The organism is Sphingomonas sp. KC8, from assembly GCF_002151445.1.
Taxonomy (GTDB): domain Bacteria; phylum Pseudomonadota; class Alphaproteobacteria; order Sphingomonadales; family Sphingomonadaceae; genus Sphingomonas_E.
The window spans coordinates 821,281-836,392 of record NZ_CP016306.1; the positions used below are offsets into that span (position 1 = coordinate 821,281).

General features: G+C 62.2%; 11 protein-coding genes and 1 pseudogene. 5 read left to right on the top strand and 7 right to left on the bottom strand.

Annotation, left to right across the window (positions count from 1 at the left end; translation table 11 throughout):
* Window positions 1–251: 251 nt before the first annotated feature.
* Together KC8_RS20215 and KC8_RS20470 are read left to right on the top strand one after the other, a co-directional pair.
* Window positions 252–500, top strand: a complete 249-nt coding sequence (locus KC8_RS20215; protein WP_010127308.1) for a superoxide dismutase family protein — start codon at window positions 252–254, stop codon at window positions 498–500.
* The gene (locus KC8_RS20470; RefSeq protein WP_250638361.1) at window positions 497–589 is read left to right on the top strand and encodes a superoxide dismutase family protein; all 93 of its coding nucleotides are present in this window, start codon (window positions 497–499) and stop codon (window positions 587–589) included. Before KC8_RS20215 ends, KC8_RS20470 begins: the two co-directional genes overlap by 4 nt.
* Before the next feature lie 109 nt (window positions 590–698).
* On the opposite strand, the gene KC8_RS03875 is transcribed toward KC8_RS20470, so the two are convergent.
* The 5 genes and pseudogenes from KC8_RS03875 to KC8_RS03895 form a co-directional block, all read right to left on the bottom strand.
* Window positions 699–1,799, bottom strand: a complete 1,101-nt coding sequence (locus KC8_RS03875) for a copper resistance protein B (protein ID WP_010127307.1) — start codon at window positions 1,797–1,799, stop codon at window positions 699–701.
* A pseudogene (locus KC8_RS03880) lies at window positions 1,799–3,554 on the bottom strand (copper resistance system multicopper oxidase). Before KC8_RS03880 ends, KC8_RS03875 begins: the two are co-directional and overlap by 1 nt.
* Before the next feature lie 44 nt (window positions 3,555–3,598).
* Window positions 3,599–4,417 (bottom strand): universal stress protein, encoded by an 819-nt coding sequence (locus tag KC8_RS03885; RefSeq protein ID WP_010127306.1) that lies wholly within the window; start codon window positions 4,415–4,417, stop codon window positions 3,599–3,601.
* Window positions 4,418–4,446: 29 nt separating this feature from the next.
* Entirely contained in the window at window positions 4,447–5,811 is a 1,365-nt protein-coding gene (locus KC8_RS03890) for a tyrosine-type recombinase/integrase (RefSeq protein WP_010127305.1), read from the bottom strand.
* Between the two features lie 440 nt (window positions 5,812–6,251).
* Complete coding sequence (locus KC8_RS03895) at window positions 6,252–6,980, bottom strand: pentapeptide repeat-containing protein (RefSeq protein WP_010127304.1); 729 nt, start codon at window positions 6,978–6,980, stop codon at window positions 6,252–6,254.
* Between the two features lie 302 nt (window positions 6,981–7,282).
* Here KC8_RS03895 and KC8_RS03900 point away from each other — a divergent pair, with 302 nt between their 5' ends.
* Window positions 7,283–7,999, top strand: coding sequence for an SDR family NAD(P)-dependent oxidoreductase (locus KC8_RS03900; RefSeq protein WP_010127303.1), 717 nt, complete (start codon window positions 7,283–7,285; stop codon window positions 7,997–7,999).
* A 366-nt stretch (window positions 8,000–8,365) separates the two neighbouring features.
* Here the strand turns inward: KC8_RS03900 and KC8_RS03905 are convergent, their stop codons facing one another.
* Together KC8_RS03905 and KC8_RS03910 are read right to left on the bottom strand one after the other, a co-directional pair.
* On the bottom strand, window positions 8,366–8,881 hold the full coding sequence (locus KC8_RS03905; RefSeq protein WP_010127301.1) for a rhodanese family protein: 516 nt from the start codon (window positions 8,879–8,881) through the stop codon (window positions 8,366–8,368).
* 3 nt (window positions 8,882–8,884) lie between these two features.
* Complete coding sequence (locus tag KC8_RS03910) at window positions 8,885–9,202, bottom strand: ArsR/SmtB family transcription factor (RefSeq protein ID WP_010127300.1); 318 nt, start codon at window positions 9,200–9,202, stop codon at window positions 8,885–8,887.
* 60 nt (window positions 9,203–9,262) lie between these two features.
* Between KC8_RS03910 and KC8_RS03915 the strand changes: the two genes are divergently transcribed.
* Complete coding sequence (locus tag KC8_RS03915) at window positions 9,263–10,168, top strand: MBL fold metallo-hydrolase (RefSeq protein ID WP_010127299.1); 906 nt, start codon at window positions 9,263–9,265, stop codon at window positions 10,166–10,168.
* A 602-nt stretch (window positions 10,169–10,770) separates the two neighbouring features.
* Window positions 10,771–15,081 carry an autotransporter domain-containing protein gene (locus KC8_RS03920; protein ID WP_158217683.1) on the top strand — a complete coding sequence of 1,437 codons (4,311 nt, stop codon included), beginning with the start codon at window positions 10,771–10,773 and terminating at the stop codon, window positions 15,079–15,081.
* Window positions 15,082–15,112: the final 31 nt, after the last annotated feature.

Genomic DNA, 15,112 nt, shown 5'->3' on the forward strand with positions numbered 1-15,112 from the left:
CGACCGTTGGGTGGGTCGAAGATATTTATGTGAAGGAGAAAGAGCGATGAAATCTATGAAAGCTGCTTTGGCAATCGCGGGACTGGCAATGGCCACGGCCGCGATCGCGCAAACGGCCGCACCGCCTAGCGCCAAAGGCGACATCGTGCAGGCCGGCGGACCCAAGATCGGAGAAGTGACCTTGACCAACGGCCGCACAGGCGTGCTCCTGCGTTTGACGGCTTCCGGATTGACGCCTGGCATGGCACGCCATGCACTTCCACGCGACCGGCGATTGCTCCGATGAGGGCTTCCAGAAATCAGGCGCCCATATCAACCATGACGGCCACAAGATGCCGCACGGGCTCCTCAATCCGGAAGGGCCGGATTTCGGGGAGCTTCCGAACATCTATGTGGGAGCGGACGGCACTGCCAACGCCGAAGCCTTCTCCGCGCTCGTCTCGCTGGACGCAGGCTCGGGACGGCCGAGCCTTCTCGATCCCGATGATCTGCTCTGGTGATTCACGCCAGCCCCGATGATCATGTCACTCAGCCAATCGGCGGCGCCGGCGCGCGCGTCGCGTGTGCCGTGATACGGCCAGCGGGCTGAGGGCACGCTCTCGTCTCGCGTTCGGGGCGGCAGAGACGATTCGTGGGAAGCGTCTCTGCACGCCTTGGCGCGCAAAGGCATGTAGTGGCGGCAGTCGGAATCGGACCGATCAGAACCAGAGCCGCACGCCCGCGACGACGCTGGCTTTGCTGACGTCCCGGCCATCGGCGCGCGCAAAGTCAGCGGTATCGCCGAAGCTGCGCTCCCAATGGACCCCAACATAGGGTGCGAACTCGCGCGCAAACTCATAGCGCAGCCGCACGCCAAGCTCGACGCTCGACAGACCCGCTCCGATGTGATCGCGTGGGACGCCCTGCGCGGACAGATTGATTTCAGCGCGCGGCTGAAGGATCAGCCGCTGAGTAAGGCGCACATCATGGTAGCCGCTCGCGCGCGCGAACACGTCGCCCCGATCAGAGAGGAAGACCGCGCCTTCCAGCTCAAACCAGTAAGGCGCGAGACCTTCGACACCGACCGCTGCATAGGCGCGCGATGGCTCGAAATCGTAGCGCAGCCCGGCTTGCAGATTCCAGTAAGGGTCGATGGCGCGGCTGTAGAGCGTTTCGACCTCCGCATGATCGAGATCGCCGCGAAAGCGACCGGCGCCTTCCGTCTTCAGCACCAGCCGGTTTATGTCGCCGCCATACCAGGCTTCGGCTTTCCACGCATAACCACCGCCTTCCCCGATCGCACGATATTCGGCGATGTCGACAATGATCTGGCTATACGTGCCACCGCCATGCGCCCGCCGCTGCGCCGAGCGAACCTGTGCCATCTCAGCCGGATCGAAGCTGCGATCGGTATACCAGTCGGCTGGAACGGGCGGCGGCGGTGCGTTGCCCGCCGGTAGCGCCGTGCCGCCAGCATGAGGATCGCTTCCATCCGCAGGCTGGCCGCCATGTGCGCTATGGTCTTCCTGCGCGATGCCGTGTCCTCCGTGTGGGTCCGCCGCCTGCGCACGATGATCGGCATGGGGATCGGCCGGTGTGGCAACCTCTCGGTGGTCGGCATGGCCAGCGTGCGGATCATCACCGGGTGACGGATCGCTGGCTTCATGACTCACGTGCCCTTCATGCGGAGATGCCGCGCGATCGGGCGTCTCGGCCGGCGGGCGGGTTTGGGTAGCGCCATGACCTGCGTGGGTCTGCGCCGCCGCCGGTATGGAGACTGCCGCGGCCAGTGCGGTCAGCGCGATGATCGGCGCGCGCATCAACCGGTTCCTTCCGGGCGCACCGCGACGACGTGCATCATGCCTGCGTGCATGTGATAGAGCAGGTGGCAATGGAACGCCCAATCGCCGAGCGCGTCGGTCGTGACGTCGAACGTTGCCGATCCACCGGGCAGGACGTTGACCGTGTGCTTGCGCGGCGCATACGAGCCGTGCCCCGTCACCAGCTCAAAGAAATGGCCGTGCAGGTGGATCGGATGCGCCATCATGGTGTCGTTGATCAGCGTGATGCGCACGCGCTCATCCTGGCGGAACGGGATCGGCGCGGTGAGCGCGTTAAATGTCACACCGTCGAACGCCCCACATATAGCGTTCCATATTGCCGGTAAGGTGAATCTGGAGGCTGCGGCCCGGTGCCCTGACATCGGGGTTGCGGTCGAGAGCCATCAGGTGGCGATAGGTCAGAACGTCGTGACCAACGTCGTCGAGCCCGATCCCCGGCTCGCCGGTCCGGTCGATCGGCATCGGCGCGATCGACTGCACCGCTGGCGTGCGCGCGACATTGGGCGCGTTCGAGAAATCGCGCATGGAATGCGAGCCGTGCGATGATGGAGCTGCCGCCGGGCTTGGTGCGCCATGCCCCACATGCGGATCGTTGCCGGCCGCGCCATGCTCCATGCCGCCCATGCCCATATCGGTCATGGTGAGGATGGGGCGCTCGCGCAGCGGTGGGATTTCAGCGCTCATGCCAGCGCGGGGGGCCAGCGTGGCGCGCGCCACGCCGGAGCGGTCGCTTCCCTCCGCGACGATCGTATAGGCGCGATCCTCCGCCGGCTCGACGATGATGTCGTAGGTCTCAGCCACGGTGATCTGCAATTCGTCGGTCGTGACCGGGCGAACATTCTGTCCGTCGGCCTGCACGATGGTCAGCTTGAGACCGGGAATGCGGAAATTGAAGATCGTCATGGCGGCCGCGTTGATCACGCGCAGACGCACCCGCTCTCCGGGGCGGAACAGACCCGTCCAGTTGTCGGCAGGGCCGTGACCGTTGACGAGATAGGTGTAGGCCGAGCCAGTCACATCCGCGATGTCGGTCGGGTCCATCCGCATCGCGCCCCATTGGAGGCGCTCGCGCATTGGCTGATCGCGCCCGGCGAGGAGACCAGCGAGCGTCTGCCGCTGGCGATTGAAATAGCCTTCCTGCTGCTTGAGCTTGCGGAAGATCACATGCGGATGGGTTGCGCTATAGTCCGAGAGCACGAGCACATGCTCACGATCATAGCCGACGGGATCTTCGCGGGCCGGGTCGATGATGATCGGCCCATAGTGGCCGAGTTGCTCCTGCAACCCCGAATGGCTGTGATACCAATAGGTGCCCGACTGGACGATCGGGAACTCATAAACGAAGGTTTCACCGGGCCGGATACCGGGGAAGCTGATTCCGGGCACGCCGTCCATCTCAGCCGGCAAGATGAGGCCATGCCAGTGAACCGAACTGTCCTCATCGAGCGCGTTGGCGACGGCGATGCGCACATTCTGGCCCTCGCGCAGGCGGATGAGCGGCGCAGGAATCGTGCCGTTCATCGCTATGCCGTGGCTGGCGCGGCCGTCGATCGTGATCGGCTGATGCGCGATGCGGATGGCGATCTCTTCGCCGCTCAGCATGGGCATGTCGGATGTGATGCCGGCTGAGACCGGCTGCGCCCACGCCGGGAACCAGCCTGCCAGGGCGAGGCCGGAGCCCACGAGGGTTGCGCCGCGCAGAACAGCGCGCCTGTCCAAACATGGTTGCGTCATAGGTTGCCTGATAGCGGCCCGATCCGCCCGCCCAAGATGTAATCTTAGTTGGCCAGCAGCCAATTGATGTCAGTAGCTGCGAGAAAGTCTCGGGTCACTCCGCCAAATATTCTCTCCTTCCAGAGGCCATGGGCTCGGGCGCCCGCCACGACCAGATGGAAATCTTCGCGGCGGGAAAGGTCGGCCAATAGTGTGCCAGGAGTGGCCTTGTTGCCCGACAAGTGCAAGGTTTGAGCCTCAACACCATAAAGCGAGAGATAGTCTCCAACCTCCGCAAGGCGGTCGGACGACACATCTTCTCCGACCCCCGCAAGAACGATCCTGGTGGCGTGTTGAAGCATCGGAACGGCTGCGCGAAGCGCACATCGAGACTCCCGGCTATCCCTCCAGCAGATCAATATGTTCTTGAAGGATGTCGTCGGTGCTTCCGGCCCGAGCCTCAAAACCGGGGAGCCGGAACGGGCCGCCACTTCCAGCGCATCGGCATGTGCGAAGTCCGACGTGGGCGCCGTGCTCATGACCACTAGGTCCGCAAGCAACGCATGGTCCAGAATCGCAGCGCTTGGATGGGCGATGCTATCGCACCATTGAGTATCGACCGTCTTTCCCCGCGCAAGGCGGTCGAAAGCAGAGGAGACGCGCGCAATCCCACTTCGCAGTTCGCGCTCCTGGGCGAGCGAGCTGAAGGGGCTATGAGCAATCGCGTCGGCAAAGGAAACGCCATCGGGCCAAGCCGAACAGACAGCGGTGAGCGAACTGCCGAATTGAGCCGCGAAACCCAGTGCGGTCTCCAGGCGCCTCTCCACGTCGCTGTCCGGTGTAGCATCGACTGTAAGATTGGTCAGCGTCCTTGTATCTATCATGATCTCTCCAATCGGATACCTCCTATAGATTAAGCCGCTAGACGGTCCAATTCCTCCGCTTGCATCGGCGCATCTTGGCGCGGGGTCAGGAACCGCTCCAGCGCGGCCTTACGTGAACCGCGATCGAGCGCGTAATGCGTGTGCGACAGCTCGGCCCCGTTCAGCAGCGCATGGATGTATCCCGATACGGTATCCGCAGCCATGACGAGCGCCGCGTCGAGCGTATGGACATAGCGGCTTGTGATCGAGCCGGTAGCATGGCCGAGAAGCGCGGCGATGGTGATCTCGGTGAATCCGAGATCGTTCGCCATGCTGGCGAAGCTATGGCGCAGCACATGGGCGGTAATATCCGCCAGCTCCGTCCCGGCGAAGATCTTCTCCCAATGCCGGGGGAAGCTGCCGAACGGTCTGTCCGGGTTCCGCTCGCCGGGAAACACATAGAGGCTGTCACCGTCCATGTTCCGCTCGTCGAAATACTCGACGATGGGTAGGCCCATCGGACGAACGGACTGGCCTTCTTTCGTGTCCTCGAACCGGAAGGCGCTTCCAACCGTGTCGATCTCTGATTTCTGAACCGCGATGATCTCGCCGCGACGGCAGCCCGACATGGCGATCAGCCGGATGATCTCGACAGTGCGGGTATAGCGTTCGTCCTCGGCCGCTTTGGCGAGGATGCGGCCAAGGGTCCGATACTCATCCTCGTTCAGCCGGCGCTTCCGCACCGCGTCCTTCGGCTTGCGGACACCGTGCGCGGGATTGACCTCGATGATGCCCAGCTCGTCCCGCGCATAGGTGAAGATGCCGCCGAGCAGCCCGACCGTGCGGCTTGCAGCGCCGATGCCACCGCGAACAACCGACCGGCCGCGTAGCTTCTTCGTCTTCTCACTCATGCGCGTCTTACCGGCCATGATGTCCTTCATCATCGCCGTCACGTCGGCCTTGGTGACGTGGGTGACTTGCTTCTTGCCGAGGAGCGGGATGATGTGACGGTTGATCCGGCCGAGATCGGTGATCTTGGTGCTGGCCTTTTTGGGCCGGCCACCCTTGCCGAGAATGCGGCCCTCTTCGAGTTCCTTGATGTATAGCTCGCACAGCCCCTTGACCGAGATGGCCTTGCGAGTGCTGTTCCGTTCTTCGAGCGGATCGTTCCCCTTTGCCACTTCGGCGAGGGCCTGGATCGCCAGCGTGCGGGCCTGCTCGGCGGTGATCTGACCGTGCCGGCCCAGCTTCATCCGGCGCCGCACATTGTTGGCGTTCCGGTAATCGACAAAATAGGTCCGAGTGCCGGAGGGCAGCACGAAGACGCCGAAGCCCTTCAGCTCACCGCACCAAACGGTGTATTGACGGTCGCGTGGCTCGGCCTTGTCCACGACGGTTTTCGTAAGTTTCGACATAAGCACCTCGCTAGAGCGGGCTCGAAAAACTCACCAAAAACTCACCACGGGATCGAAAACTGTGGGTGTCGTTGGCGTAGCTCAGCGAACTTCAAGAGTCAATAAAATACTGTATTTACAGTAGTTTAGCGCGGTCTAGCGTTGGGTTGAAAAGCCTGGCGTAGCGTTGTAATTCTAGCTCCGAAGGCAGAGGCCAGAGGTTCGAATCCTCTCGGGTGCGCCAAACATCCATTCATTCTCTGATAGGCAATGCGAAGCGCTCGATGCCGACGTCTCGCTGCGACCAAGCAGCGCCCCAGTTGCAGTGAGCTTCGCCCCGGCTGACGGCTCCGAAGGCTGACCGAACGGCCGGTTTCAGGCCTTCGGAAATCAAGCGTGGAACGACCGCCCTGTCGGCAGCTCCCTTCGGCCAGACGAACACCATCGTCGCGCGATCGGCCTTAGTTTATTGTTCGGATCGACAGGGTGTTCAGGATCGCTTCGTGCTGGTCCCGGCTGACGACGAGGTTGTCGTAGGATTGGAGCACGCCCACGTCGAACCCCTCGATCTCAGCATGGGCGATCGCGGCCTCGTTCAAAATGGCGTCGTTGAACCGGGCGTTGGTGAGGGTCGCGTTCTGGAAGCTGGCCCCGGTCAGGCGGCTATGGGAGAAATCCGCGTCGCGCAGATCGCAATGCTCGAATTTGCTTTCTTCCCAATCGCCATTGCGAAGGACCGCATCCCGCATCTTTGTCCTTGAACAGCGAATGCCACCGATCACGGTACGCGAGGCAATGCGGCGGTGCACTGCGAGGTCGAGGTGCAGAGCCACGGCGCTACACTCCGTCAACGTCAGAAGAAATCCCTTGCTCTTCATGATCTTATTTGAACCGAGATTGCACTTCAGGAATCGGGTCTCCGATAGATCGCAGAACTGCCATTCGGACCCGCTATCACCCGCCTCGTCGTAAAAGGTGCAGGCCTTGAACTCAGCGTCACGAAAGGAACAGTGGGTGAAGCGGCAGTTGATGAACTGCGAATCCCCGAACCGGCTCGATTCAAACGTGCAATTGCGAAACGTACAGCCGTTGAACCGCACCTCGTAAAACGGGAAGGCGGTCATATCCTCTCCTTCGAAACTCTGGCCGTCAATGACAGACGAGAGTTGCGCGGCGTCTTCCAGCGTCATTCTGGCAGCGCCGGGTTGAGCGAAGCATTCATGGAATGGCCTGTTGCGACGGGGAAAAACCGCACGCTACGCGAAACGCGCTCGCATGGAAAATGGCGGGAACGGCGATGGACGATCTGCCTGGCAGTCCGCACTTTGCCGCCTTCGCCAGTTGAACCGGGCAAGACATCGCTGCGGGAAACCCGCTTTCTTTACGTGCTTAATTTGTTCCGAACGGCGCACACTCGCATCGCTGCGCGCCGACGATCTTGACCGGCAATTTTGCCGGGCCTTGAAGAGGGGCCGGTTGCAGGAGAAATAGGATGGATGGTCGTGTTGCGCTGGTGACGGGGGCCAATAAGGGTATCGGTTTCGCAACCGCCCAGGCACTGCTGAAGTTGGGGATGATCGTATATGTCGGCAGCCGCGATGTCGAGCGCGGACGTATCGCTGTTGATACGCTCAGTTCCGATGGAACGGCCCACCTTGCGCTGCTCGATATGGCAGACGAAAACAGCATGCTTGCCACCCTTGCCGCGATCGATGCGGCTCATGGCCGACTGGATGTGCTGGTGAACAACGCCGGTATCGCCCTCGATGGCGCCAGTGCCGTCGATGCGGTCCCTGATGTCATACGACGCACGTTGGATACCAATGTTCATGCGCCAGCGCGCTTGATCCAACTCGCGGCGCCGCTGCTGCGCAAGTCATCCGCTGGGCGCGTGGTCAATGTATCGAGCGGGGTTGGCAGCCTTGCCTTCATCGCCGATCCGCACACGCCTTCGATGGGGAAGATCTATGCTTACTCACTATCCAAGGTGGCTCTGAATGGCGTGACAACCTTGTTTGCCGACGCTTTGCGAGCCGACCGCATCAAGGTCAATTCGGCCAGCCCTGGGGTCGTGAAAACCGATCTCAGCCATCAAATGGGTCGCCGTCTCCCCACCGAGGGAGCAGAAATCATCGTCCGGCTTGCCACGCTCGACGATGACGGCCCGACCGGCGGCTTCTTCGACGCGGCAGGGCCGATCGCCTGGTAAGCGGCATGACACCAGTCTGACTGCCGGAATGCAGGGCCGCTCGCACCCGTGAGCTGGCTTGGATTATGGCTGAACAAACGGCGCGTTTCGAAAAGCCAATTTCGCGTCTCAAATGATCGCTTCTCTATCGCGACCGAGATCAAGGTGATCGGCTACGGCATAGCTGCCTCCGTTTTTGGCCTGTATGAGGCTACGACCAAGATCAATGGGTCCCGACCCTAGACAATGCGGCCCCTCTCAGGCGCGCCGTTCTCGAACAAAGCGGATTTCATGGGGGCGCACGCGGACCGCGTTGAACAGCAGCGGACCACCCGATCCAGCGCGAACGGCAATTCCGTCAAGGCTACGATCATCAAGCCACGATCATCAGGCCACCATCCGCCGGTTCCATGGCATGTGCCGCAACAGACGGGCCATGCCGCACCAGCCCGTCGCGCCCGCGAACATCAGCCCGCTACCGACAAAGGCGGAAAGAGCAAAGAAGCCGGGGCTGGCGAGGAAACCAAGCACAACGCCGAACAGTACCAGCCCGCCGGCCACAAGCTGGACCTGCCGCATCAATTCAAGCGGCTGGTGCCGATCGGCTTTCACCGCAAGCCCGGCGCGGCGCCATGCGTCCATCCCACCTTCGACCATATAGCAAGGCGCGCCGGTGGCCGCCGCGAGCTGGGCGGCGTTAGCCTCGGTCCGCGCGCCCGAACGGCAATGGAACACGACGGGGCAATCACCGACATCAAGGCGATCGATCTCGGCCAAGGGCACATTGACCGCGCCTGGAATATGCTCGCGCGCATATTCGTCACGGGCGCGGATATCGATCAGTTTCGCGCCGCGTTCGATCAGGTCCCGCGCCTCTGCCGGGGCAATGCATTTCATCGTCATGGGTCAGTCCTCATGGCAATAGAGTTGGTAGAGTGTCGCAAGCATCATCTCGGTTCGCGGATCGGCAATCCGGTACCAGAGCGTCTGGCTTTCGCGACGGAAGGCAACCAGCCCTTCGTCACGCATCCGGGCAAGATGCTGCGACAAAGCCGACTGTGCGAGGCCGACATCGTCGGCCAGATCGCCGACCGTCCGCTCGCCATGCTCGACGAGCTTGCACAGCACCATCAGGCGCCGGGCATTGCCGATCGCCTTCAGCACTTGCGCCACTTCGCCGGCCTTCTTCTCGAAAGTCGCCAGGTCCATCGGGGGCTTGAGCATCGCAACTCCTAATAATTAGGTATTACTAATATAGTATCATCTAATATATTGCAAGGGTGAATGGAGGCCAGCGTGAACACCCAGCCCATCATCGAAGCGTTCTTCGACGAACCCACCAACACGATCAGCTACTTGGTCGCCGATCCTGCCACGCGCGTTGCCGCGGTGATTGATCCGGTGCTCGATTTCGATCTGTCCAGTGGTGAAGTCAGCACGGTCTCGGTCAGGCGGATGCTGGCCGCCGCCGCGGAAAGGGGCTGGCGCATCGCCATGGTGCTGGAAACCCATGCCCATGCCGATCACCTGTCGGCCGCGCCCTACATCAAGGCAAAGACCGGCGCGTGGATCGGTATCGGCGAACATATCCGCGATGTGCAGAAGATATTCCGGACCGTCTTTGCCTTCAATGACATCGAAACCGATGGGTCAAATTTCGACCGCCTCTTCGCCGACGGTGAACGTTTCACCATCGGCGCGCTGGACGTCGAGGTGATGCACACCCCCGGCCACACGCCCGCTGACCTGACCTACCGGATTGGCGATGCCGCCTTTGTCGGCGACACGCTGTTCATGCCGGATTACGGCACCGCGCGCGCCGACTTTCCCGGCGGCGATGCTCGCCAGCTATACCGCTCGATCCGTCGCCTGCTGAGCCTGCCAGACGATACGCGACTGTTCCTCTGCCATGATTACAAGGCACCGGGCCGCAGCGAATATCGGTGGGAAACAAGCGTAGGTGAGGAACGTCGCGCCAACATCCACGTGCATGACGGTGTGAGCGAGGATGATTTCGTTGCCATGCGGGAAACGCGTGACGCGACATTGGCGGTGCCGAAGCTGCTACTGCCTTCAATCCAGCTGAATATCCGCGCCGGGCGTTTTCCCCGCGCGGACGAGAACGGCACCCGCTTCCTGCGAATTCCCGTGACGTTCAAGGGCGACGCCGAAACGAGCGTCTCGGCCTAGGCGCCCCCCCCTGCCCCCGTCTTTGGCGACGCGGATCGCGGATTAACCGTTCAGCTTCGATTGCCGCATTTTCCAGATATCGCCAACGGCAGACCGCGTCCTGAACCACCGTCCGCTTCGCTCAACGAGCCAGTTCCGCTGCCGGATGCCCCGATGCGGAACCTGGGCCGTTGCGCATCCTTGTCTTCCTAACCGAAAATTCACCATTAAATACCGCAACATAACACATAACATACTTTAAAATACCGAATTAATGTGTAAAGATTGTAAACTGGCAAACACAAGATAGGTCAATTGGCGGATTGGAAAATATGATGATGGTATAGTGCGCCAATGCTCCCGCTTGTGCCCATTTCAGGCACTTTATGGCGCGCGCCGTAACTTTTTCGCCCGTATCTTTTCTCCTGTTCGATCAATCCAAACCGCTCGCACGGCTTTGGAGGCGGGTCCACTTCTGAAACAATTCGTAATAAATGGGGCAGCAAATAGTGAACAACCATCGGACTGACGCACGCATCAACCAATATGGCATCAATCGGAAGATGACGTTGAACCTGGGGGTAGCCTTACTGGCCCTTACGGCTGGTGGTCAGGCGGGCGCCGTGCCAACGCAATCCGTGTGGCAAGGCACCGTCAGTGACGCATGGACCGATGGCGACAATTGGGCGAGCGGTATTGCACCGTCACTATCGGGCACCTTCGTATTTGTGACGCCAGGCGCATCCGATCGATCCCCCGTGATCGATGGTGAAGTGGGCGAAGCCAACTTGCTGTTCGTTGGTTCGCAGGATCAGGCCGATCTGACCATCAAAAATGGCGGCCAATTGAACGCGAACAATGTCACTGTCGGCAACAGCACGAACAATAGTGCCTTGCCAGGCATTGGCGATGAAAGCGGATCGATCCACGTTACCGGAACAGCATCGGGCCTTTCGGCCGATTTCCTGACCATCGGTTATTATGGCGATGGCACGCTGGACGTTGCTGACGGTGCGGCGGTGACGATCGGCGCCGCGACGACGGTTGCTGTGATGGCTGGGACAGAAGGAACGATCAGCGTTACCGGCGCGAACAGCCGTTTGCAGGGGGGCAGCCTGCAAATCGGTGTCAGCGGCAATGGCACGCTCGTCCTGTCGGCGGCGGCCTCGGCGCAAACGACATCGGCGGCGCTGGGCGTCAACACCCACTCAAACGGAACCGCCACCATCTCCGGCGCGGGCACGACCTGGACAACCAACGGCCCCCTCACCGTTGGTGGTGCCGGCGCTGGTGACATGTCCGTTCTTGATGGGGCCGTGGTTTCCAGTGGCGGCCGCGTGAACATCGGCCAGCAGGCGTCTGGATCCGGGATCGTCGTGGTTTCGGGAGCCAATAGCCAGCTGACGGCGGCGACCGAACTTTTCATCGGACAAAGCGGTACCGGCGAAGCGACTGTCACCAATGGCGCCACCGCCAGCGGCGACAAGGTCATCCTTGGCTTCGATGGAACAAGCTCGGGCACTTTGACGCTTGATGGTGCGAACAGCCTCGTCAAGGGCACGTCTTATGTGATGATCGGTTATGGCGGCCAGGGAGAGGCCACGGTCTCCAATGGTGGCACGCTCAAGGCCGACGGGAACAGGGGAATCACGATCGGTTTCCTCGCCGGTTCCAATGGCACGCTGAACATCGGCGCCGCGGAAGGCGAAACCGCTGTGGCCGCTGGTCACATCGATGCCGTCAACGGCATCAAATTTGGCGACGGCGCGGGCCGCCTCGTCCTCAACCACACCGATACCGATTATGCTCTGGCGGCCCCGCTTTCGGGCGCAGGCGCGGTTGACATATTGTCGGGGACGACGGTTTTCACCGGCGACAACAGCCTTTTCGCCGGCCACTTCACCGTGGATGGCGGCAGGGCCGTTCTGGCGAGCGCAACCAGCGCCGCGAGCACCACGATCAATGCGGATGGCGTGCTGCAAATCGGCAATGGCGGGACGAGCGGCTCGCTCAACGTCGATGTGGCAAATAATGGCACGCTGGTCTTCAACCGTTCCGACGATCTGCAACATGACCACCTGATCACCGGCAGCGGCGACGTCACCGTTGCAGGCGGCACCATCACGCTGACCGGCATGAACACGTTCATCGGCGCTACCACAATCGAAACCGGAGCAACGCTGGCGCTGAACGGACCGGGCCGCATCGACAAGTCCAGCGGGGTGACCGTCAACGGCACATTCGACGTCACGGCAGCGAGTTCGGCGCAGATCAAGGATCTGGGCGGCAATGGCACGGTCATTGTGGGCGATGCCGGACTGAACCTGAAAAACGCTTCGCAGACCTTCGCTGGCCGCGTCACCGGCACGGGCGGACTGATGGTGGAAGGCGGCACCCTGACGCTGACCGGCGCGAGTGACTTTGCAGGCGGCCTGGGCATCAGCAATGGCGCAACCGTCAACATCGGCGCCGGTGGCAGCAGCGGCGCGATCACGGCCGATGTCACCAACTACGGCACCTTGGTCTTCGATCGTTCAGACGATCTGAGCTATGCCGGGCAGATCACGGGCCAGGGTTCGGTCATCAAGACCGGGGCCAACACGACAACCTTCACCGGCTCGATGAGCGGCGTGCAACTCAACATCGAGGACGGAACCGCGCTGTTCCTGGGCACGATGGGCAGCGATGCAGCCATTGGAGCACAAGGCACGCTGGTGTTCGCGCGCGACACGGCGACCACCTACAAGGGCGTGCTCAGCGGCACCGGGTCGATGGTGAAGGCAGGCCAGGCTACGACCACCTTTTCGGGCGACAGCAGCGGCTTCGCGGGCAAAGCGACGGTTTCGGGCGGCACGCTTCTGCTCACCGGCGCGCTGGGCGGCAATGCGCTGATCGAGGCGGCCGGGACCATGCAGGTCGGCAACGGTACAAAGGATGGCCATCTGCTGGCCGATACCGAAAATAATGGCACGCTGGTCTTCAACCAGATCGGCGACTATGACTATGTCGGCGCGCTTTCCGGCGGCGGCCACCTCATCAAGCGCGGCGATGGCACACTGCTGCTTTCAGGCGATTATCACTATACCGGCTCTACCGTGGTCGAGGGCGGTATCGTTCGCCTGACCTCGCAACTCGATACGGCATCCGATCTGGTCATCACCAATGGGGTGTTCGATCTTGGTGGCCGAAATCAGGAAGTAGCCGGTCTGAGCGGTACGGGCGGCACGCTTGCATTAGGCGCAGGCACGCTGACCGTGGTGCAGGGCGAAGATAATGTCTTTGCTGGCGGCATCACCGGCACGGGCAGCTTGGTCAAGACGGGCGCCGGCACGCTGAACCTCACGGGGACAAGCGGCTTTACCGGACAGGTCAATGTCAACGGCGGCCGGCTGGCGGTCAATGGCGCGCTGCCGGGCGCCGTCGCGGTGAACAACGGTGGCACGCTGGGCGGCAACGGCACGGCAGGCACGCTGATCGTAAACAGTGGCGGCACGCTGGCACCGGGCAACTCCATCGGCACCCTCACGGTGGCCGGCAATGTGCAGTTCGCGGCCGGCTCAGTCTACGAGGTGGAAGTGGATGCCGCCGGCAATAGCGACCGGGTCAATGCAGGCGGGACAGCCACCATCCAGGGCGGCACCGTCTCGGTGAAAGCGGCGGCCGGCGCCTATCGCTGGTCCAGCGATTACGTCATCCTGACGGCGGCTGGCGGGGTGAACGGCACGTTTGATGACACGGATGTCGATTTGCCGTTCCTCGTCTCCCAGCTGAGCTACGGCGCCAATGACGTGACGCTGACGCTGGTACGCAACGACCGCAGCTTCGCAAGCGCAGCCGGCACCTCCAATCAGCGGGCTGTTGCCCTTGCCCTGGATGCCAGCGCGCAGAACGGTGCGCTTTATCGCGCCGTCGCCGGGCAGGTCGACATGGGCGGTGCGGCGCAAGCCTTTGATGCGCTTTCGGGGGAGCTTTGGGCGACCACGGGCACGTTCATGGTGGATCGTACGCGGCGCCTTGGCGAAATGGTGGCTGGCCGCATGGAGCAAGCGGACATAATCAGCCATGCGCTGTCGAACGGCACCAGCGCATCCCGGCAAACGGATGGCGGACGCACCGGAATCTGGGGACAGGCGACCGGAAGCTGGAACACCGCGAAGGGCGACGGCAACGCGGCCCGTGCCACGCAGAACAGCTTCGGCTTTATCACCGGCATCGATACGCTGCTGGGCGACTGGCGGATCGGCCTGGCGTTTAGCCACAACGAGGACAAGGTGCGCGTCGATGGCCGTGACAGCCATGCGACTGTCACCGGGTCGAGCCTTGCGGCCTACGCCGGCGGCGGCTGGGGCAACCTGCGTGTGCGGGCCGGCGGCTCCTATGGCTGGATGGACGTAAAGGGCGCGCGCAAGGTGATATTCCCCGGCGTTTCCGAGGATGTTGCCGGCCGCTATGATGGCAAGAGCGCCTCGGTATTCGGGGAGGCAAGCTATGCGGCCTCGCTCGGTAAGGCCGTGGTCGAGCCATTCGCCGGGGTGAACCACGTTCATGTCAAAACCGATGGGTTTGCCGAACGCGGTGGCGCACTCAGCGCACTCGGCGTGGACAGCCATAAGCGTGATGTGACCTACACCACACTCGGCCTGCGGCTGGGCGCGGTGCTGCCGGTCTCGGATCAGGCCGCGATCACACCGCGCGTATCGGCCGCCTGGCTGCACGGATTTGGCGACGTGGCTGCCGAAGGGCATCACCGCCTTGCCGCCGGCGAAGCATTTTCCATCGAGGGCATGCGCGCCACGCGCAATGCGCTGCGCGTGGAAGCGGGTGCGCAGGCCAACATCCTGCCCGGTGGCTCGCTTGGCATTTCCTATGTCGGCAACATGGCCGATCGCTGGAGCGATCATGGCCTGACACTGGGCTTTTCCTACAGCTTCTGATCCGACGACATCGAATAACCCATCGCCAAGG